The organism is Bacillus sp. GMa5/1, from assembly GCF_050172015.1.
GTDB classification, from domain to species: domain Bacteria; phylum Bacillota; class Bacilli; order Bacillales; family Bacillaceae_G; genus Bacillus_A; species Bacillus_A cereus.
Genome location: NZ_JBNLYC010000041.1, coordinates 1 through 16,667 on the forward strand (window position 1 = coordinate 1; position 16,667 = coordinate 16,667).

Sequence of the window (16,667 nt, forward strand, 5' to 3'; positions counted from 1 at the left end):
TTTGGGTAACGACAGTAATGAATATACAGTTTAAAGTAGGTATATGGAGTTAATTAGTAGTAAGATTATTATTTTTCTTTTGTATTGTGTTTTACATATTGGATATAGTACGTGAAATTTCAAATGTAAAAGAACAATTATTCTTATTTTCTGTTTTATTATAAAATGGTTTTAAGGGGGAATTGAAATGTTAGATAAAAACAAGGCTATAGATAGTATCACTAACTTTTTACAAGATGAATCCAAAAAATATTTATTAGTAAGAGGTTATGATTGTGATGCTAAATTAAAGGTTATTTTGGGGTGTTTGAATCGTGAATTTAGTAAAGGGATTATAAGAACGAGTGATATGTCTGATATAGCAGATCATATTAATATGGCTTTTAATAAAAAGATGTTACCCCATACTGTAAAATCAACAACTAATTATAAATTAGGGAGAATGCTTGTTAATATAAATAGCTATGTAAATCATACGCAATCTAATCCGAGAGGTAATGAAAATACATTTACTTTATTTTATCCTGTTCAAACAGTTTTAGGTAATGCAAAAAGATATGAAAAATTTCTTGATGAATTGAAGAGTACAAATTCGAAAAAAGTTATACTCATTACAACGATTGAATGGAGTATAAAAGAATGGGATATCGAGAATTACATGGATGAAGTATATTTTTATAGTGTAGAAAATGATAATCCGGAAATTATGAGCAATTTAAGGGATAATGGAGCTTTATTGTAGTCTTAGTTGAATAGAGCGAAAATTAAAGATTTTAGTGAGAATACTTGCACATTGTGTGGGTATTTTTTTATAAAGAAAAGACACCCTAAGGTGCCTTCCTCCGACTTGAACCACTTTACTTTTAATAATATGTATTTGACGCCAATCCAATTATTATTTTATCATGTTTAGTTTTTTCGCACATTGAGAAATGTTGTTTAAATCTACATTTTATTGATACCTTTTTGTTATGTATTTTGCTATATTGTCATAATCCCCATAAATAAATTTCCCATTAATCCCTATAAAATTAAGTTCCTCAAGAATCTTTTCTTTGTTGTTAATGACAATTACTTTATCAGGCACAATCTTTTGTATCCCTTCAATATAAGGGTTTTCTGTATATTGATCACTCTGAAGATAATTTTGGTATATAAATAAACCTTGTTGGTTTCGTCCCCGTTCAAACGTTAATATAGGAGCATATTTAAAGTTAGGAAATACATTTAGACATGCGTTCTTGTCCACTGCCTGTGGATTATAATGCATATTTGCTAATATTATTTGTAGATATGCAGTGTAGATAAATACCGAATAAGAAAGTTTTTTTATCTCTTTATCGAAATTTAATAGTTGCGTATCGAATTTTAGTAAGTCTGTCCAATTTTCAAAGAATTTAAGTTCATATCTACCTTCATCGAAAGGAGGGAACTTATTTACATCTATTAAAGGAATAGATAAAGGGGGAGACTTTAATAACGCATAAAAATCAATATATAGTTTTTTGAAGTATTTATAAAATTCTTTAGGGTGTTCGCTTTTAAATTTATAAAATAAACTATACATATCTAAGAACATGTCATTTTCAAAAGTAGCAAAAAGTTCTAATATATTTACGTCTTCAAATTTTGTTAAAATATTTGTAATGTCAACAAATTGATCTTTAAATAAATAGACAATTCCTTTTTCTTCATCAAGCTGCACTTCATTTGTATTATTCGGGTTTTTATAATCTTGACATGCGAAATAGAGTGCTACTAATGGTGATGTAGTTATATCGATGAGATTCGTCGGAATCCCATGATGTTGGGAAAAAGCTGAAAAATGTGTACGTTCATCGGGAGTTAATTTATGCCAAACTTCTCTTTTAAATTCTTTTTGCATATTAAGAAATGTATTTCCGTTTTTGACTCCATGTTCAGGTCTATGACCAGGTTGTGTTATATTTCTTAAACCTGAAGATAGGGTTTCATCATAATTGGTTGGCTCTCCCCTAAATAAATAATTTGTAAATTTCCCACTCGAGAATAAATCTATATACTCAGCTAAACTCTTTATTTCAGTTACAGCAGGTGTGTGAAGCCCTGATGTTTTCCGTTTTAAGTATTGTTCTGTATTTGTCATATTGACCTCCAAAATTAAAATAATAAAAGCACTCTTTCGAGTGCAGATTACTTCTTAGTTAAAGCAGGATGTTCCCAGTATTGATTAGCTATTTTAGGGAGATTATCATGTAATAAATTAGAGTAATTAATCTTATCTAGTGTATCACGATTGAATTGGAGCTTCATGACATTATCTTTTTTCTCGTTTCCGTACGCATCGACTAGTGGGTACTTATAGAAGAACGTAATTTCACTAATTTCTTTTTCGTCCTTCAAATCTTTTAAGATATATATAGTGTCAATCCACATACCTTTTCTAGTGTAGTTTTGCGTTGCACTTTCTTTCGCTTCAGCAGTAACTAATACAATTTTATCATTAGGTTCATCAGTACCAAGATTGTCATTGATCTGGATGGATTCCACTTTATCCTTACCGAACTTTTTATTTACTACTTTATTCAATTTATCCTCTAAGCCCTTTTCTTTCTTGGCTTCCTCTTTTTCCTTCTTCTCTTGTTCTTTCTTTGCCTTTTCAGCTTCCTTTTTTTCTTCCTTTTCCTTTTTTACTCGCTCTTTTTCTTCAGCTTTCTGAGCTTTCTCCGCCTCTTTTTGTGCTTTCTCTTCAGCTTTAGAATCATTAGAAGTACTTGCTGTTTCGTTAGATGTGCATGCTGCCAATCCCATAAGTAATGCGCTACATGCTAATGCTGTTAATAGTTTTTTACTCATAAGTTTATCAATCCGATCTTAATTATTTTTAATTATTAGCGTGCTTCTACACTTGAGACATTTAATCTTTTTACGTTTGAATAACATCGTATTTTCCTTATTACAGCCAGGACATACCGCTGAATGTGGTACTTTAAAATTTTTATAACAAAAGAAACTGTATATGACGAAAACTATAGCGTAAATAGGTGGTAGTAATAGCGCCGAAATAACACTAGCAATTATTGAAATTATGAAAAATGGTTTCATCAACTTTCTAGCACCAGTATTTATTTTATTATCTTTAGATTGAAAAGTATTTACTTCATAAGTTGTTGGTTGTAATGTAGGCTGCGCTTGTGAATATTGTTGAGTTCCCATGTTTTTATTTTTATTACTGAGTCTTTTCTCATATGATAATCCCGTTCCTGGAATTGACGAAGTGAATCTAGTCCCAGATGGTCCAACAGATACACGAGCTTCTTTGCCACCTACACTGACTCCGGCGCCTTTGTTACTCAAATTTATCTTTACACCAGGAGCGATTTTAACGCTTCTACGAAATTTAAACCCCATAATATAGCACCCTCCTTACGTAAAATGTAAGATTTATAGAAAGCATAACAAATTGAGTTATAACTATATTGTCATATTTTGTCGAATAGAAATAAAAAAAGAGAACCGAATGGCTCTCTTGGTAGGATTGGTAAAATTATGTAAAATTTTACCTCTTTTCTTTGGAAAAGATTTCTTCTACAATGAAATCAAATCACAGTATATCCTTGTTGTTTTGCAACATTTTCACGTACAATGAAACTTGTTTTGCAAAACGACCTTGCTGACGTCCGTCTAGCTCCTCATAAGCTCGTTGGATGTCATTGAATAACAAACCTAATAGCGCATCTTCTTTCCTGTTCTCGAAGTCAAGAAGAGCATCTGTGGTGGTGTTAAAAAAAGACGCAAGTACCTTTAAACTTTCAAGATCAGGTTCATGACGATCAGTTTCCCAGTTTTTGATTTGGCCGCGTGATAAACCCGTTCTTTCAGACAATTGTTCTTGCGTTAAATCAAAAGACTTTCTTAACTGTTTAATGTTTTGTCCGACTGTAGTTTTCATAGTTTGAGTATAATAATCGCCTTATTACTATACCATAATTGGTCGATACTCTGACTTTTAAAAACAATTAAGGTATTTTTACAACCTTGATAAATATGTATAGAACAAATGTTTGTTTGGTGGTAAAATATGCATATGAGGTCTTAATGCAACATTGCATATTTATTTTTATGTCAATTGAGAAACGTTGGTATATAGCGATTATAAAACTTTCTCAACAATTTTCTGATAACCGCACGACTGAATTTTGGAAAAAATGTGATATTATGAAAATAATAAAATAAACGGACGTAAAAAAGACCCATGACTGTGCAAGTAGTGTTGGTCGCACTCTTACACCGTCCTCCCTAATACGCCTAGGGAAAACACTTGTCATAAGTCTCATACATAATTATAACACACAACCTAGATATAGTGACACGTTTTCCTGTAAATGTAAGAAATCTAGGGTAACGTGTCTTTTTTGTCCAACAAGGGGGCAAAACATAGTGCATGACTTAACGTTTGAGGAAGATAAAATTCAAGTAATGAATGGATTGATAAGAAAAATTTCAGATGATCTATTTGCTTCGAAAATTACCAGAGAAGAGTTAGCGAAGTACATCGGAATTGCTAAAAGTACTTTATCCGACATCCTTAACGGCCACACTGAAATTAGTTTTATTTATTTAGTGAAAATTATTATGAGGTTATATGAGCAACCAGCTCCGGAGATTAAAAATGATATGATTTTCGACTATCTGTCATACGCCAAACCAGAAAATAAAAGGGAGGCTTTGGAGTATGCAGCGTTCCGCCGAGAATTCGATTCTTTAAAAGAGTTAATTGCAGATGAATTAACATCACCAACAGAACTCAATAGAGAATGGGCAAGTGTTTATCAAATAATTTACGAACATTGTAGAGATAAACAAGATGATGAAACAAAGTATGATCCTTACACGTTTTATGATGATTTAGATAGTAAAAAGAGTGAAGTATCATCTAAAGAAATGAAAATTTTTATCGAAATATTACTATGTCAAACGCTTTACCAAATGAAAGAATATAAATTGTTATTCAAACGAATAGTTCGTGTAGAGAAAAAAGCGCTTAAAATCTCAAACAAGTTCATCCGCAATAGCTATTTAGTTCGAATAAAAGAAGGTATGTGTGTAACATATTTAATGCAAAATGAAATTGAAAATGCACGCAAAAACTCTATGGAACTTTTTAAGATTTGTGACAAAAATCCTAATTTTGCAATCCAAAAAGCTAATGCGTTTTATAACTTAGGAGAATCGTATATATTCGAAGATTATAGAAGGTCTAAAAAGTACTTGGAATGTGCACTGTCTATGTTGAATGATGGAAAATTCAAAGATAACGAAGATATAAAAAGAAAAATACAAAAAGTTAATAACACTTTAATCTTTTTGAAAATCCATCATTATCGTGACATTCAAGATGTTTATTCTGGGCTAGATAAAGATGGACATGTATATTTAGAATTACAAAAAGGGAACAAAGAAAAAGCAAAAATGTATTTGTTAGAGATCGAAAAAGAAAGCGGTTCATTAAACGAATTCCAAACTTGTTATATGGGATTAGCTATAAATGATAAATATTTATTAGAAAAATCACACAAAATGTTTCTAGAAAAGAAGAGCCTTTTTTATGCAAATTTACCTAAATTATACTTGGGCTATAATTGAAAAAATGGTATAATAATCTTATAGGAAGAGGTGAATTTATTGAAAAAGATTTTAATGCTTTTACCGATCTTAGCAATTGCTGGAGTATTCGCTTTCTCAGCTGACAAAAAAGTTGAAGAGCCGAAGCAAGAAGCGACAAGCTACGAAAATGTAATTATGTATTCAAACGAACCAGGCGGTGGCGGCTGGTAAAATTTAATAATAGATATTCGAATGCGATTGTCCTGAAAAGGATGGTCGCATTTCGTGCTTTCAGGGGAAGTTCGGTTTTTATAAAAAAAAACAAAAACCGAAACTATGTGAAGGATTCACAAACTACTATGGAGAAACAGGGGGTTTTTAGGATGGAGAAGTATACAGAGTTGGAATTGTTAATTAGCGCAGCAAAGAGTGGGGATCAAGGGGCGATTTCAGCATTAAATACAATCATAGAGCAAATGAACCAATTCCAATCAGAAGAGTAAATAAAAAATAGACGATTGTTAGCTGAATATCGCCATCAATCGTCTAAACTGTTTACCGCACCTTTAATCATGTTCAATATTAGTTTTTGTTTATCTTCATCAAGTTTTTCTATTTTGCTGATCATATCGTGCAATTCTGTTTTAACCTCGGATGACTGGCTTTCATTTAGGTTTTTATAATCAGAAAGTCCCATCACATAGTCCGCAGATACATTTCCTAAGTTTGAAATCTTAGATACAGTTTCTCTAGAAGGTTTTTTCTTACCTGATTCAATTAAGGATACCATTCCTTTACTAACTTCAATAGCATCAGCGAAACTTTGCTGACTCATAGCTAAGCTATTCCTGATTTCTTTTACGCGAATACCAATAATGTTTTCCATCATATTAAAACTCCCCTTTAATTGGACTACTAAAAGTAGTTCCTACATATAAAATGTAACAGAAAAGTTTACTCAAAGACAACTTTTATTTTTATTTTATGATTTTTTTTAAATTATATGTTTACTTTAGGTAAACGTTGTTATATAATCAAATTAACGAAACGAATAAAGGTGATTAACATGGCGAAATTAAATACGCAAAGGGCTAAACAGATACGTTTGCAACTAGGTTATAGTCAAGAAGAAGTAGCTAAACACCTAGAATGTACAAAAGGGTCTTACTGCCAAATGGAACTTGGATATAGACAGCCTAGCCTTGAAAAACTAGGGAGATTATCAAAGTTATATAAGGTATCAACAGATGAACTTTTAGAAATAGGTTAACTATAGGTAGTCAAATTTTTTTAAAGATATGTTTACCTATGGTAAACTAATAAGGAGGAAAGAAAATGAATCAATTAAAAGTTATCGCAAATGAAATGCTTCCAGTTTATCAAAATGAGAATGGTGAAAAATTTGTAAACGCTCGTGAGTTACATGAGCAGATGTTGGTTGGTAAAGTTTTTGCTGCATGGATACAAGATCGTATCGAAAAATACGGTTTCATCGAAAGAGAAGACTTTTTTCCAGTTTCGGAAAAAACAAATGGGCGACCTAAGGTGGAATATTGGCTCACATTAGATACAGCTAAAGAAGTAGCGATGGTACAAAATAACGAAGCTGGACGAGCAATCAGAAAATACTTCATTGAAGTAGAAAAGAGATTCCGTCAACAACAAGCGAAGTCACCAGCTGAGTTGATCTACATGTTAGCTCAACAAAATATGGAAAGCGAAAGACGAATGTCTCAATTACAGCAGCAAGTAACAACCGTACAACATCGATTAGATAATTACGACAGAATCGATACTATCGGTGACTTACAACAACGATTAAACAAAATGATTAGACGATATGCACATCAAGAAAGAATGCCTATATCAAACGCATGGAAAGCCTTCACGGAAGCGTTCAACACTGCATATAAAACGAATTTAAAATTGAAAATCACAAATTACAAAGAAAAACATGGTTTGAAAGACTTAACAAGACCGCAGTACTTATCAATGACAAATCAATTAGAAGATGCGGTTCGTGTAGCGGACAAGCTTCTCAACAAAGGAAGTGCTACAGCATGAGTCAATTAAAAGAAGCTATCGATATTTTAGAATCGGCTTTTACAGATGTTAGAGATCGTTACCCAGCAACACTCACTAATTCACATGGATCATTTCCTAGCATCATGAATAGAACCGAGTACTTAGAAGGGTTAATTGAAACTGCTTTAAACATTATTTGGGAACGCGAGGAGGAATAAATGATGGAAGAAAGTACATTCTCACATTTAATGATACTGGTGGCAGTTATCGGCCTTGCAGGTTTCATTCAACTTATGGAATTCATAAACAAACGGATTATGAAGGATGAAAATTGATGGATAAACAGCAGCGTGATGAATACGAACACAAGAAACTAACATGGATCATAAAGGATTTAAGAGCTAGAGAGATACATAACAGCGCAGATAAGGTTGAGGAAATGCATAAAGAGTTTATTACTTTAGCTAAATAGGACAAGCTCTTGCTTGTCGGAATATTCAGGAATTTAACGGTATCCCCCACCTAATAAACAGGTTCCTGGATATTCCGATGCGCGAGAGCATCAAAACAAAATAAAAAGAGCCGACTACGCCTAATAATCGACTCTTTTGAAGAAATGACTCAATATTTGTACCTCTATTATAACACGGTCATTTCTTCTAAGTAAATAACTACTGAGTGGAGGAATGTGGAAATGGTTGAAAACGGAATGTTAATCGGAAATGCTCAAGATTCATCAGCGAATGATTCTATTGGAAATTGCGAAGGGTGTTCTCAAGAGATCTATATAGGTGAAGAGTACTTGGATTTTGAAGGAGATTACATCCATAACTCAACAGAATGTGTTGAAGAGTATGTAGTTGAGCATTCAATTACGAAAGTAGCGGGTGAATAAGATGGAGGCAAATGTACTTATTACAACTGAAGATATGGCCCATGAACAATGGTTAGAAGCTAGAAAATCTGGTATTGGCGGTTCTGATGCAGCAGCTATTGCAGGGTTAAATAAATGGAGTTCTCCAATTGGAGTTTACTACGACAAAACAAGTGAAACGGTTAAAGATCAATTACCAAGCGAAGCAGCTTACTTTGGAAACGTCTTAGAAGAAATTGTAGCAGAGGAATTCAGTAAACGTACTAATTTGAAGGTTAGAACATGCGACGCAATCTTACAACATCCTGAATACCCTTGGATGCTAGCAAATGTGGATAGGCTAGTTGTTGGTGAAAAAATAGGACTTGAGTGTAAAACCGCTTCTGAATACCTAAAAAAAGAGTGGGAAGGTGAAGAAATTCCAGCTTCTTATCTTCTACAGTGCCAACACTATATGGCAGTTACAGGTTATAAAGCATGGTGGATTGCAGTATTAATTGGTGGCAACAAATTCATCTATAAAAAGATTGAACGTGATGAAGAAATCATTCAGTACCTAATCGATATTGAAAAAGACTTCTGGTTGAACCACGTTGAGAAGGGTATCCCTCCAATGTTTGATGGTTCGGAAGCATCATCTACATTACTTAAAGAAATGTATCCGGATTCGGTTGAGGATAGTGAAGTTGAGTTAGGAAATGAGGTCGAGATATTAATAGAAGCTCGTGATCAGGTAGATAAAGAAATTAAAGCATTAGAAGAACAAAAAACAGAGTACGAAAACAAGATTAAAGCAAAACTTGGCTCAAATGAGATTGGTAAAACAGAAAATTATAAGGTTTCTTGGAAAACACAGATTTCTAATCGGATTGATAGCAAGCGTTTAAAAGAAGAACAACCGGAATTGTACAAACGGTATACAAAAGAATCTAAAAGCAGAAAGTTCACAGTTAAATAGGGAGGAAATGAACGATGGCAAACAATGAATCTATTAAAAATCAATTAGCAAACCGTACTGAAAATAAACCAGCTAGCCCTGAGCAAACAGTTGAAGCTTATATGAAGAAAATGGGTCCAAGAATGGCTGAAGTACTGCCAAAGCACATGGATATGGACCGTATGAGCCGTATAGCACTTACAACAATTCGAACTAACCCAACGCTATTAGAATGTACTGTTCCTTCTCTTATGGGAGCTGTGATGCAAGCGGTACAGCTTGGATTAGAACCAGGGTTACTTGGTCATTGCTACTTGCTTCCATTTAACAAAAACGTAGGTACAAAACAGAATCCTCAGTGGGTTAAGGAAGTTCAATTCATCATCGGATATAAAGGAATGATTGATTTAGCAAGACGTTCCGGTCACATCCAAAGCATTTATGCTCATGCGGTTTACGAGAATGATGAGTTCGAATACGAATTAGGGTTACATCCTAAATTGACACATAAACCTTCGTTTGGAGATAGAGGGAAGTTCATTGGGGCATATGCAGTAGCTCATTTCAAAGATGGCGGATATCAAATGGAATTTATGCCAGAAAGCGAGATTGAAAAGCGCCGAGGTCGTTCTAAATCAAAAGATTTTGGCCCTTGGAAAAGTGATTATGAAGAAATGGCAAAGAAAACAGTTGTGAGATCAATGTTTAAATACTTACCAATCAGTATCGAGGTTCAAACGCAAGCACAGCATGACGAAGTAGTTCGAAAGGACATTACAGCAGAACCAGAGTTTATTGAAGCGGAAGAGACAAATGAAGAGACAACAAGCCAAGAACAATCAGAAATTGTATTTGAACAATGATTGAAAAACAAAGCAAAGTGCTCCTTCCAGCTTGGTGCTGGAAGGATGCCAAATCAACAGACGAAGTAAAACAAAATGTACTGAAATATATAAATCCAAAACGCTACCCAGGTTATAGGGTCCTGAAAGTATCGAAAGGATTTGCTATCTGCGAACGGAGTGATGGTTGATGTTTAAGATACCTGTGAGAAGACAAACGCAAATAGAAATGATACAAGCTACAAATGATTTGATTGAAAGAGGTTTTGATTTCTTAACACCAATTAAGCCGATATATAAGAACGGTAAGTTTTATGAACAAAGCGGTAGAAGTTTTCAAGGGAAACATGAATTTAGAACAATCGGATACGTGGATAATGTCAGCTACGAATGTTGGATGAAGAAGGTGAACTAAATGGCTAAATACAGACATGTACAAACTTCATTTTGGTCAGATGCAAGAGTTTCAGAGGAAATGACACCAGAAGATAGATACTTTTATCTCTACCTAATGACAAATGAACATACTAACCAAATCGGAGTTTATCAGATAACTAGAAAGCAAATGGCTTTCGAATTAGGTTACTCAATCGAAAGTGCAAAAGCTTTGTTAGATCGTTTTATAAATCATCATGAACTTATTGTTTATAACGAAGAAACAAGAGAGATTTGCATACTTAACTGGGGGAAATACAACCTTAACAAAGGTGGGAAGCCAATTGAGGATTGCATAAAAAAGGAGCTTAAAAGTATTAAAGATTCATCGTTAGTAAGACTGGTGTTAGAACGAACAGAAAACACCTCATTAGTACAAAAAGTCAGTGTTTATGCGGGTCTTGACGATACGTCACACGATACGTCCACGATACGGGGACAAAAAGAAAAAGAAAAAGAAAAAGAAAAAGAAAAAGAAAAAAAGACTTCTCGTCACAAGTTTGAAACTTGCGACACCAACGGGGCTAAGTATCTCTTTGAAAAAATTAAGGGTAACAACCCTAAACAAAAAGAGCCTAACTTCGATAATTGGGCAAATGAATTTAGATTAATGCGAGAACGTGATAACAGGGAACCACAAGAGATTAAAGATGTTATTGATTGGTGCCAAGCAGATCCTTTTTGGCAAGGGAATATCTTATCTCCTAAAAAGCTACGTGAGAAGTTTGATCAACTTACAATTCAGATGAAATCTAAAAAGGGAGCGAAGAACAATGCAGAGAGCGGCGGCAGCAATACCAACCGATATAGCCAAAAAGGTGAATATGACTATGGATTCTGATGTATGCGATATGCACGGCATGAATAAGATGAAGTTCGGTGGACAAGTTGTTTGCCCTCGATGCTTCCTTGAAAACGAAAGTAAGAAGCTTCAGCAGCAGGAGCAAGCGAAATACGATGCAGATAAAGCAAACGAGAAGAAATTCATGTTCCATCAACAAAGTATGATTGCAGATAGCAACATTAAGAAAGCTAACTTTGATAATTACCAACCTACTAGCGATGAAGGAGCAAAGAACCTTGAACTCGCAAAGGTCATCGCAACTGATTATCTTAACGGAAAGATTTTCAACACGATTATGGCCGGGAATTGCGGGGCAGGGAAAACACATCTCGCTTATGCTATCGCAGATCAGCTTGCAGGAGCAGGGAGGTCAGTTGTCTTCGTTACAGTCGGTGAGTTGTTACGGAAGATAAAAAGTACATTCAGTAAAGATTCAACATTAACTGAAGATGCAATTATAAGAAGTTTAGTTAGAGCAGAAGTTTTAATAGTTGATGATTTAGGAGCGGAGTTAGGCGCGCTAGATGCCAATACAAAAGCAACGAACTTCATTAATAGAGTGTTATTCGATGTTTTTGATGGCAGGCAAGGTAAATCCACTATCTTCACAACAAACCTCACAGGGAAGCGTTTAGACGACGCATACGATGAACGGATTGTATCACGAATTCTTAATAATTTTAGAACGATCACTTTCAAAGAAACGAAGGATTACAGAAGAAAGGCATTGCCATTTTAAAAGGGGGAATTAAGATGTGTGCATGTAAAGGAACGGGAGTAATTCAGAACGACATCGGAACGGGTATGTATCAGTTTGGGCCATGTATTTGCGAAGCAGCAAACGAAACACCTGAGGAAGTGGATAGAAAGCGTCATGCCGTTATGGCGAGATTAAGAGCAATTCATCAATTGCAAATGGAGGGGAAATGGGATGGGGAAGTTCGAAACGGCAGAACAGCTTGAGAATTATACGATTTCGCAACAGACAAAAAAGTACATGAAAAAAGAAAGACAAAAATTATATATACCTCTTGAGAAGTACGATCTTGTATTTAGCGATAAAGAAGTGAATCACATGAAAACGTTGTGGAGAGAAAATAAATCCCTTGCTGAAATAGCTAAAGAAATGGGACGCCATGAAATGGAAATTGCAGTTCTTATTATGGACCAGGGTGATAAGCAAAGAATTAATAAGCGTCCAATGGGGTTAGGGGCATGAAACAGCTAACACTAGAGGATGTTGTAGGGAGTTTTGATTACACCGCAAAGAGCACGGCCGAACAATTCTTAGCGAAGCCGCCGGGAATCCCTACTTACGCTGTGGATTTCTTCGATAAAGACCTAAGGCAAAAGTTACGGTGGTTTGAAGCGAAGACAAAGAGCGAAGCCGAGGGAATGGCTAAAAAGAAATATGGACATATACAGATTGTTAACACATACATCTCAGGTCGATCTCTGAAAGAAATTATGGAGCTAGATTAGGAGGGAGAACATGCCGAGTTGGATAAGCGAAGAAAATTTGCAAAAAGCGTTAAACAACGGAATTAACTACCACACATTGTACAGCAGAATTAAAAACGGTTGGACGATAAAAGAAGCGATAACAATTCCAGTTCATGAGGGAGTAATCACGAAAGAAGAGAAAAAAATCGCAGAGTCAAACGGAATATCTTACTACACTGTGTACTCAAGAATTAATGAATTGGGGATGAGTATAGAAGAAGCGATTACTGCTCCATTAGGGGTATGTAAAGAACGTAAACATGGAAAATGGGCAAAGATAGCTCTTGAGAATGGAATTTCAAAAACAACCTTTTATAGTAGGTTGCAATTAGGTTGGGGATATGAAGAAGCTGCTACAAAACCAGTAAGAAAGATGAACACAATGAATGAATGGTTAGAGATAGCAAAGAGGAACGGCATTAAACGTAACACCTTTTACACACGTATATATCATCAAAAATTAGATTTAGAAACAGCAGCAACGAGACCGGTAAGTCATCTAGGAAGACGTTGCTCAATGAAATATAAGGAGGAAGTATCGTGAGGTATTACGGACCTGTTATTACTGATGAGGATTATGAGAAGGCGGCTAAGAACGGAATTAGCAAGTCGAATGTATATCAACGAGTGAATGAGTACGGATGGGAGTTAGAACGCGCTATAACGGTACCAATCAGAAAGCGTAAAGGTGGAATCAACGCCGGAGTAATAACTCTTGCTGAAAGGAATGGGATTAGTAAACCGACACTATTCAAAAGAATTAAAAATGGGATGGATCCATATGAAGCGGCAACTAAACCTAAAGGATACGCAGCACACCTGGAACTAGCGAGAAAGAACGGTATTAAGGACGTTACTTTTTATCAAAGAGTTAAAAGAGGAATAAATCCTTACGAAGCAGCTACAAAGCCAGTAATGAATCGTAGAGAAGTACAGCAAATCAGCTAGGAGGCAACATGAATAAGCAAGACAGGTTAATAGAACAATTGATTCAGAGGAATATATTCAAGCTAACCGACGGGCGCGACTTATTTGAAGGGAGTTGCGAGGAACTGGCGGGGTTGTTAAGAGGAGATGGAGAGAATGGCAACTAAGATCATCGTTTACACGAAAAACAATTGCAAGAACTGCGAAGAAGTTAAATGGGCGTTAAATGCTGCAGAAGTAGAATATGAAACTCGTAATATTGAAGAAAACAAAGAATATGTAGAGTGGTTAGCAGATAAGAACTACATGAGTGTACCAGTTACAGTGTTTCCAAGTGGGAAGGAATTGGTTGGATTTGAGTTTGGCGAATTTGCAAAAGAATTAGGACTATAGGAGGGATTGCATGAAGAAAGAAACGAGAATTCAACTTGAATCGGAATTAGAAAGCGTTAATTCAGATATAAGCAACATGAAACTACATTTGAATATGTTAGGGCTTGAGAAAAGGAAAACAGAAGGTAATTTAGAGGATTTAATTACACGTAAGCAACGAATTGAAAGTTCATTAAAAGGAGCGTAATGGAATGGATTTTAAAGAATATCAAACATCAGTTACAAGAACATTTGCAGCAGGAAGAACATACGAGCAGAACGCTACAAACTATGCTATGGGGTTATGCGGAGAAGCGGGAGAAGTTACGGACCATATCAAGAAGGCGGTATATCACGGCCACAATTTAAATGAAGACGAAGTAGAAAAGGAATTAGGCGATGTGCTTTGGTACCTGGCGGCGTTAGCAGAAACGCACCATCTTGATTTAAATGAGATCGCAGAGAAGAACATTCATAAGTTAAAGAAGCGATTCCCAAACGGATTTAGTGAAGAAGACAGTAAGAAACGTGTAGACGTGAAGTAAGATAAAATTTGAATTTTGTACGGAAATGGGGAAGAAGAATGAAAGTTAGGAAATGTAAATCCTGTAACGGAAAAGGATTTGTATTCAGTAAAGATTATGAAATAAGAGAAGACAGATTCGGCTTTGGATTACGCGAAACAGGTATAAAAATTACTTGCGCTAAATGTTTTGGAAAAGGCGTGAAATAGTACAAAAGCGTTATTTTATAAAAAATGGAGGTAAGTAAACATGAACAAATTAAAAAAATATTTAGATGCATTATTAGCTGGTGAAGGTAAAGCGATTATTGAGAAAGAGGATGTACAAGAAGTATTGCCGCGTTTAGAAGCGGTATTAGATGAAACGGGTTGCGTGTACTCTTGGAGCGAAAACATGGAAGGTAGAGTATTGGTTATTATCCATGAAGTGAAATAGAACAAAAACGCTATTTTATTAGAAAAGGAGAATGAACTATGAAGATGCTCGATCTCTTTTCAGGAATCGGGGGAATAAGTTTAGCAGCTGATTGGGCAGGAATTGAGACAGTAGCATTCTGTGAGATCGAGCCATTTAATCAAAAAGTATTAAATAAGCATTGGCCTACAGTACCAATCTTTTCAGATATACGAACTCTTACAAAACAATCATTAGTAGAACGGGGTGTTGATGTTGGAACAATTGACGTTGTGGCAGGAGGATTCCCTTGCCAACCTTACAGTGTTGCCGGGAAGCAAAAAGGCAAGGAAGATGACCGCGACCTCTGGCCAGAAATGTTTAGGATTATCGAAGAAATCAGACCCACTTGGGTCGTTGGTGAAAACGTTGCTAACTTCGCAAATATGGAGCTCGACAGAACGTTATTTAACTTGGAAAGTATCGGTTACCAAGGGAAATCGTTTATTATACCAGCTTGCTCCGTCGGCGCCGAGCACAGAAGAGATAGAGTATTCGTTGTTGCCTACTCCGACAGCAAGTTTATGGAAAGGAGCTTCAAGAAAAAGGTACAAGGGGAGTATTCATTACAAAGGAAGTTTCACACAAGAAGCATTACGCAAATCAGAGACAGATCCGACTCATTTGAACCCAAATTATTGCGAAACTTTAATGGGATTCCCAATGGGGTGGACAGACTTAGAAGCTTAGGTAACGCGGTTGTTCCAGGGCAGATCTATCCGATATTTGAAGCAATAGCAAAGATTGAAGGTTTATTATAAAAATTTCATTTTGTAGAAAAGGGGAATGGATATAGAGGAGATAGTAGTAGCTATTCAATTTGAAAACGATAAGTTTTTAGGAGTATTTGGAGAAACGAACGATATAAAACAAGCTATTACAGCAGATAGCGAAGACACAATTCTTATAATGATTAAAAACCGTAACTTTGAACAAAATTTTAAATTTATTAAGGTTCGTAAAACGTATCAAATAATTAAATAAAAGAGCAGCTAGCAAAAGCTAACTGCTCGGCTGGTTCTCCAAGGGGGAACAAGGAGAAAAGATTATCATGGTATCTACAGTATTGACGGAATATTGAGTTTTATTCAGGGGAGGTAGAGGAAAATGAAAGTAAAAGATATGGTTTTAAACCAATTTGAAAAAGAAGGTAAATACGAAATTACAACTTCTGATGAAGATGAAGGATTAGTGAAATATAAGTGCACAGTTAAAGCGATTGACTCTACATCTATATTTGCAACGTTTTTTGAAATGGATGGTGAAAAATGTGATTTTGCGGCATGGGTTAACTGGAGAGAAATAGTTACTTTAGAAAAGATTCAAACAAAATAATCCTTTGAAT

General features: G+C 35.2%; 33 protein-coding genes. 28 read left to right on the plus strand and 5 right to left on the minus strand.

All coding sequences use genetic code 11. From position 1 onward, the window contains the following. Positions 1 to 187: 187 nt before the first annotated feature. A complete protein-coding gene (locus ACQGSG_RS12485; protein ID WP_061685753.1) occupies positions 188 to 742 on the plus strand; it encodes a hypothetical protein in 555 nt (184 codons plus the stop codon). A gap of 210 nt (positions 743 to 952) precedes the next feature. On the opposite strand, the gene ACQGSG_RS12490 is transcribed toward ACQGSG_RS12485, so the two are convergent. The 4 genes from ACQGSG_RS12490 to ACQGSG_RS12505 all read right to left on the minus strand — a co-directional run bounded on the left by ACQGSG_RS12490 (position 953) and on the right by ACQGSG_RS12505 (position 3,931). Next, positions 953 to 2,125, minus strand: coding sequence for an FRG domain-containing protein (locus ACQGSG_RS12490; protein ID WP_426947386.1), 1,173 nt, complete (start codon positions 2,123 to 2,125; stop codon positions 953 to 955). A gap of 47 nt (positions 2,126 to 2,172) precedes the next feature. Continuing rightward, positions 2,173 to 2,835, minus strand: coding sequence for a hypothetical protein (locus tag ACQGSG_RS12495; RefSeq protein ID WP_426947387.1), 663 nt, complete (start codon positions 2,833 to 2,835; stop codon positions 2,173 to 2,175). An 18-nt stretch (positions 2,836 to 2,853) separates the two neighbouring features. After that, complete coding sequence (locus ACQGSG_RS12500; protein WP_426947389.1) at positions 2,854 to 3,390, minus strand: DUF4236 domain-containing protein; 537 nt, start codon at positions 3,388 to 3,390, stop codon at positions 2,854 to 2,856. A gap of 193 nt (positions 3,391 to 3,583) precedes the next feature. After that, a complete protein-coding gene (locus ACQGSG_RS12505; protein ID WP_246963850.1) occupies positions 3,584 to 3,931 on the minus strand; it encodes a helix-turn-helix transcriptional regulator in 348 nt (115 codons plus the stop codon). Between the two features lie 488 nt (positions 3,932 to 4,419). Here ACQGSG_RS12505 and ACQGSG_RS12510 point away from each other — a divergent pair, with 488 nt between their 5' ends. The 3 genes from ACQGSG_RS12510 (at position 4,420) to ACQGSG_RS12520 (ending at position 6,089) form a co-directional block, all read left to right on the plus strand. Continuing rightward, on the plus strand, positions 4,420 to 5,625 hold the full coding sequence (locus ACQGSG_RS12510; RefSeq protein ID WP_426947391.1) for an AimR family lysis-lysogeny pheromone receptor: 1,206 nt from the start codon (positions 4,420 to 4,422) through the stop codon (positions 5,623 to 5,625). Positions 5,626 to 5,664: 39 nt separating this feature from the next. Next, positions 5,665 to 5,817: a hypothetical protein gene (locus ACQGSG_RS12515; RefSeq protein ID WP_426947468.1), complete on the plus strand. Its 153-nt coding sequence runs from the start codon at positions 5,665 to 5,667 to the stop codon at positions 5,815 to 5,817. A gap of 152 nt (positions 5,818 to 5,969) precedes the next feature. Continuing rightward, positions 5,970 to 6,089 carry a DNA polymerase III subunit delta' gene (locus tag ACQGSG_RS12520; RefSeq protein ID WP_426947393.1) on the plus strand — a complete coding sequence of 40 codons (120 nt, stop codon included), beginning with the start codon at positions 5,970 to 5,972 and terminating at the stop codon, positions 6,087 to 6,089. Positions 6,090 to 6,124: 35 nt separating this feature from the next. Here the strand turns inward: ACQGSG_RS12520 and ACQGSG_RS12525 are convergent, their stop codons facing one another. After that, a complete protein-coding gene (locus tag ACQGSG_RS12525) occupies positions 6,125 to 6,475 on the minus strand; it encodes a helix-turn-helix domain-containing protein (RefSeq protein ID WP_193408964.1) in 351 nt (116 codons plus the stop codon). 177 nt (positions 6,476 to 6,652) lie between these two features. Between ACQGSG_RS12525 and ACQGSG_RS12530 the strand changes: the two genes are divergently transcribed. From ACQGSG_RS12530 to ACQGSG_RS12645, 24 genes are all read left to right on the plus strand, one after another. Beyond that, complete coding sequence (locus ACQGSG_RS12530; protein WP_426947395.1) at positions 6,653 to 6,856, plus strand: helix-turn-helix domain-containing protein; 204 nt, start codon at positions 6,653 to 6,655, stop codon at positions 6,854 to 6,856. A 65-nt stretch (positions 6,857 to 6,921) separates the two neighbouring features. Continuing rightward, positions 6,922 to 7,650 carry an antA/AntB antirepressor family protein gene (locus ACQGSG_RS12535; RefSeq protein ID WP_426947396.1) on the plus strand — a complete coding sequence of 243 codons (729 nt, stop codon included), beginning with the start codon at positions 6,922 to 6,924 and terminating at the stop codon, positions 7,648 to 7,650. Next, positions 7,647 to 7,829: a hypothetical protein gene (locus tag ACQGSG_RS12540; protein WP_426947398.1), complete on the plus strand. Its 183-nt coding sequence runs from the start codon at positions 7,647 to 7,649 to the stop codon at positions 7,827 to 7,829. Before ACQGSG_RS12535 ends, ACQGSG_RS12540 begins: the two co-directional genes overlap by 4 nt. A 116-nt stretch (positions 7,830 to 7,945) precedes the next feature. Next, entirely contained in the window at positions 7,946 to 8,083 is a 138-nt protein-coding gene (locus ACQGSG_RS12545) for a hypothetical protein (RefSeq protein ID WP_426947400.1), read from the plus strand. 222 nt (positions 8,084 to 8,305) lie between these two features. Continuing rightward, a complete protein-coding gene (locus tag ACQGSG_RS12550; protein ID WP_426947402.1) occupies positions 8,306 to 8,506 on the plus strand; it encodes a hypothetical protein in 201 nt (66 codons plus the stop codon). Position 8,507: 1 nt separating this feature from the next. After that, on the plus strand, positions 8,508 to 9,443 hold the full coding sequence (locus tag ACQGSG_RS12555; RefSeq protein WP_426947403.1) for a YqaJ viral recombinase family protein: 936 nt from the start codon (positions 8,508 to 8,510) through the stop codon (positions 9,441 to 9,443). Positions 9,444 to 9,457: 14 nt separating this feature from the next. After that, positions 9,458 to 10,285, plus strand: coding sequence for a recombination protein RecT (gene recT / locus ACQGSG_RS12560; RefSeq protein ID WP_426947404.1), 828 nt, complete (start codon positions 9,458 to 9,460; stop codon positions 10,283 to 10,285). A gap of 169 nt (positions 10,286 to 10,454) precedes the next feature. Continuing rightward, positions 10,455 to 10,679 (plus strand): hypothetical protein, encoded by a 225-nt coding sequence (locus ACQGSG_RS12565; RefSeq protein ID WP_200730696.1) that lies wholly within the window; start codon positions 10,455 to 10,457, stop codon positions 10,677 to 10,679. Beyond that, entirely contained in the window at positions 10,680 to 11,540 is an 861-nt protein-coding gene (locus ACQGSG_RS12570; protein WP_426947406.1) for a hypothetical protein, read from the plus strand. After that, the gene (locus ACQGSG_RS12575; protein ID WP_426947465.1) at positions 11,524 to 12,282 is read left to right on the plus strand and encodes an ATP-binding protein; all 759 of its coding nucleotides are present in this window, start codon (positions 11,524 to 11,526) and stop codon (positions 12,280 to 12,282) included. The genes ACQGSG_RS12570 and ACQGSG_RS12575 overlap by 17 nt, the downstream gene beginning before the upstream one ends. Positions 12,283 to 12,296: 14 nt before the next feature. After that, positions 12,297 to 12,506 carry a hypothetical protein gene (locus ACQGSG_RS12580; RefSeq protein ID WP_426947408.1) on the plus strand — a complete coding sequence of 70 codons (210 nt, stop codon included), beginning with the start codon at positions 12,297 to 12,299 and terminating at the stop codon, positions 12,504 to 12,506. Next, positions 12,475 to 12,762 carry a helix-turn-helix domain-containing protein gene (locus tag ACQGSG_RS12585; RefSeq protein ID WP_153594250.1) on the plus strand — a complete coding sequence of 96 codons (288 nt, stop codon included), beginning with the start codon at positions 12,475 to 12,477 and terminating at the stop codon, positions 12,760 to 12,762. Before ACQGSG_RS12580 ends, ACQGSG_RS12585 begins: the two co-directional genes overlap by 32 nt. Continuing rightward, positions 12,759 to 13,025, plus strand: coding sequence for a hypothetical protein (locus ACQGSG_RS12590; RefSeq protein WP_426947410.1), 267 nt, complete (start codon positions 12,759 to 12,761; stop codon positions 13,023 to 13,025). The genes ACQGSG_RS12585 and ACQGSG_RS12590 overlap by 4 nt, the downstream gene beginning before the upstream one ends. A gap of 10 nt (positions 13,026 to 13,035) precedes the next feature. Further along, complete coding sequence (locus ACQGSG_RS12595; RefSeq protein WP_426947412.1) at positions 13,036 to 13,590, plus strand: nucleoside permease; 555 nt, start codon at positions 13,036 to 13,038, stop codon at positions 13,588 to 13,590. Then, positions 13,587 to 13,994: a hypothetical protein gene (locus tag ACQGSG_RS12600; protein WP_426947413.1), complete on the plus strand. Its 408-nt coding sequence runs from the start codon at positions 13,587 to 13,589 to the stop codon at positions 13,992 to 13,994. Before ACQGSG_RS12595 ends, ACQGSG_RS12600 begins: the two co-directional genes overlap by 4 nt. 8 nt (positions 13,995 to 14,002) lie before the next feature. After that, complete coding sequence (locus ACQGSG_RS12605) at positions 14,003 to 14,140, plus strand: Fur-regulated basic protein FbpA (protein ID WP_426947414.1); 138 nt, start codon at positions 14,003 to 14,005, stop codon at positions 14,138 to 14,140. Beyond that, positions 14,130 to 14,366: a glutaredoxin family protein gene (locus tag ACQGSG_RS12610; RefSeq protein ID WP_426947416.1), complete on the plus strand. Its 237-nt coding sequence runs from the start codon at positions 14,130 to 14,132 to the stop codon at positions 14,364 to 14,366. The genes ACQGSG_RS12605 and ACQGSG_RS12610 overlap by 11 nt, the downstream gene beginning before the upstream one ends. 10 nt (positions 14,367 to 14,376) lie before the next feature. Then, complete coding sequence (locus ACQGSG_RS12615; protein ID WP_426947418.1) at positions 14,377 to 14,553, plus strand: hypothetical protein; 177 nt, start codon at positions 14,377 to 14,379, stop codon at positions 14,551 to 14,553. 4 nt (positions 14,554 to 14,557) lie between these two features. Continuing rightward, complete coding sequence (locus ACQGSG_RS12620) at positions 14,558 to 14,890, plus strand: nucleoside triphosphate pyrophosphohydrolase family protein (protein ID WP_426947420.1); 333 nt, start codon at positions 14,558 to 14,560, stop codon at positions 14,888 to 14,890. Positions 14,891 to 14,928: 38 nt separating this feature from the next. Continuing rightward, positions 14,929 to 15,078: a hypothetical protein gene (locus ACQGSG_RS12625; RefSeq protein ID WP_426947422.1), complete on the plus strand. Its 150-nt coding sequence runs from the start codon at positions 14,929 to 14,931 to the stop codon at positions 15,076 to 15,078. A gap of 40 nt (positions 15,079 to 15,118) precedes the next feature. Beyond that, positions 15,119 to 15,304 carry a calcium ABC transporter ATPase gene (locus tag ACQGSG_RS12630; RefSeq protein WP_426947423.1) on the plus strand — a complete coding sequence of 62 codons (186 nt, stop codon included), beginning with the start codon at positions 15,119 to 15,121 and terminating at the stop codon, positions 15,302 to 15,304. Positions 15,305 to 15,342: 38 nt separating this feature from the next. Then, the gene (locus ACQGSG_RS12635; RefSeq protein ID WP_426947425.1) at positions 15,343 to 16,083 is read left to right on the plus strand and encodes a DNA cytosine methyltransferase; all 741 of its coding nucleotides are present in this window, start codon (positions 15,343 to 15,345) and stop codon (positions 16,081 to 16,083) included. Positions 16,084 to 16,108: 25 nt separating this feature from the next. Next, on the plus strand, positions 16,109 to 16,306 hold the full coding sequence (locus ACQGSG_RS12640) for a hypothetical protein (protein WP_426947427.1): 198 nt from the start codon (positions 16,109 to 16,111) through the stop codon (positions 16,304 to 16,306). 123 nt (positions 16,307 to 16,429) lie between these two features. Next, positions 16,430 to 16,657 (plus strand): hypothetical protein, encoded by a 228-nt coding sequence (locus tag ACQGSG_RS12645; RefSeq protein WP_426947429.1) that lies wholly within the window; start codon positions 16,430 to 16,432, stop codon positions 16,655 to 16,657. The last annotated feature ends 10 nt before the right edge of the window (positions 16,658 to 16,667 follow it).

Bases quoted from the DNA above. Each gene is read 5' to 3' on its own strand.
- ACQGSG_RS12615 (WP_426947418.1), top strand. From the start codon at position 14,377: ATGAAGAAAGAAACGAGAATTCAACTTGAATCGGAATTAGAAAGCGTT.
- ACQGSG_RS12565 (WP_200730696.1), top strand. From the start codon at position 10,455: ATGTTTAAGATACCTGTGAGAAGACAAACGCAAATAGAAATGATACAA.
- ACQGSG_RS12570 (WP_426947406.1), top strand. From the start codon at position 10,680: ATGGCTAAATACAGACATGTACAAACTTCATTTTGGTCAGATGCAAGA.
- ACQGSG_RS12495 (WP_426947387.1), bottom strand. From the start codon at position 2,835: ATGAGTAAAAAACTATTAACAGCATTAGCATGTAGCGCATTACTTATG.
- ACQGSG_RS12595 (WP_426947412.1), top strand. From the start codon at position 13,036: ATGCCGAGTTGGATAAGCGAAGAAAATTTGCAAAAAGCGTTAAACAAC.
- ACQGSG_RS12550 (WP_426947402.1), top strand. From the start codon at position 8,306: ATGGTTGAAAACGGAATGTTAATCGGAAATGCTCAAGATTCATCAGCG.
- ACQGSG_RS12630 (WP_426947423.1), top strand. From the start codon at position 15,119: ATGAACAAATTAAAAAAATATTTAGATGCATTATTAGCTGGTGAAGGT.
- ACQGSG_RS12555 (WP_426947403.1), top strand. From the start codon at position 8,508: ATGGAGGCAAATGTACTTATTACAACTGAAGATATGGCCCATGAACAA.
- ACQGSG_RS12635 (WP_426947425.1), top strand. From the start codon at position 15,343: ATGAAGATGCTCGATCTCTTTTCAGGAATCGGGGGAATAAGTTTAGCA.
- ACQGSG_RS12625 (WP_426947422.1), top strand. From the start codon at position 14,929: ATGAAAGTTAGGAAATGTAAATCCTGTAACGGAAAAGGATTTGTATTC.
- ACQGSG_RS12585 (WP_153594250.1), top strand. From the start codon at position 12,475: ATGGGGAAGTTCGAAACGGCAGAACAGCTTGAGAATTATACGATTTCG.
- ACQGSG_RS12575 (WP_426947465.1), top strand. From the start codon at position 11,524: ATGACTATGGATTCTGATGTATGCGATATGCACGGCATGAATAAGATG.
- ACQGSG_RS12545 (WP_426947400.1), top strand. From the start codon at position 7,946: ATGGATAAACAGCAGCGTGATGAATACGAACACAAGAAACTAACATGG.
- ACQGSG_RS12645 (WP_426947429.1), top strand. From the start codon at position 16,430: ATGAAAGTAAAAGATATGGTTTTAAACCAATTTGAAAAAGAAGGTAAA.
- ACQGSG_RS12535 (WP_426947396.1), top strand. From the start codon at position 6,922: ATGAATCAATTAAAAGTTATCGCAAATGAAATGCTTCCAGTTTATCAA.
- ACQGSG_RS12540 (WP_426947398.1), top strand. From the start codon at position 7,647: ATGAGTCAATTAAAAGAAGCTATCGATATTTTAGAATCGGCTTTTACA.
- recT (WP_426947404.1), top strand. From the start codon at position 9,458: ATGGCAAACAATGAATCTATTAAAAATCAATTAGCAAACCGTACTGAA.
- ACQGSG_RS12640 (WP_426947427.1), top strand. From the start codon at position 16,109: ATGGATATAGAGGAGATAGTAGTAGCTATTCAATTTGAAAACGATAAG.
- ACQGSG_RS12500 (WP_426947389.1), bottom strand. From the start codon at position 3,390: ATGGGGTTTAAATTTCGTAGAAGCGTTAAAATCGCTCCTGGTGTAAAG.
- ACQGSG_RS12505 (WP_246963850.1), bottom strand. From the start codon at position 3,931: ATGAAAACTACAGTCGGACAAAACATTAAACAGTTAAGAAAGTCTTTT.
- ACQGSG_RS12530 (WP_426947395.1), top strand. From the start codon at position 6,653: ATGGCGAAATTAAATACGCAAAGGGCTAAACAGATACGTTTGCAACTA.
- ACQGSG_RS12485 (WP_061685753.1), top strand. From the start codon at position 188: ATGTTAGATAAAAACAAGGCTATAGATAGTATCACTAACTTTTTACAA.
- ACQGSG_RS12525 (WP_193408964.1), bottom strand. From the start codon at position 6,475: ATGATGGAAAACATTATTGGTATTCGCGTAAAAGAAATCAGGAATAGC.
- ACQGSG_RS12605 (WP_426947414.1), top strand. From the start codon at position 14,003: ATGAATAAGCAAGACAGGTTAATAGAACAATTGATTCAGAGGAATATA.
- ACQGSG_RS12620 (WP_426947420.1), top strand. From the start codon at position 14,558: ATGGATTTTAAAGAATATCAAACATCAGTTACAAGAACATTTGCAGCA.
- ACQGSG_RS12590 (WP_426947410.1), top strand. From the start codon at position 12,759: ATGAAACAGCTAACACTAGAGGATGTTGTAGGGAGTTTTGATTACACC.
- ACQGSG_RS12520 (WP_426947393.1), top strand. From the start codon at position 5,970: ATGGAGAAGTATACAGAGTTGGAATTGTTAATTAGCGCAGCAAAGAGT.
- ACQGSG_RS12580 (WP_426947408.1), top strand. From the start codon at position 12,297: ATGTGTGCATGTAAAGGAACGGGAGTAATTCAGAACGACATCGGAACG.
- ACQGSG_RS12610 (WP_426947416.1), top strand. From the start codon at position 14,130: ATGGCAACTAAGATCATCGTTTACACGAAAAACAATTGCAAGAACTGC.
- ACQGSG_RS12490 (WP_426947386.1), bottom strand. From the start codon at position 2,125: ATGACAAATACAGAACAATACTTAAAACGGAAAACATCAGGGCTTCAC.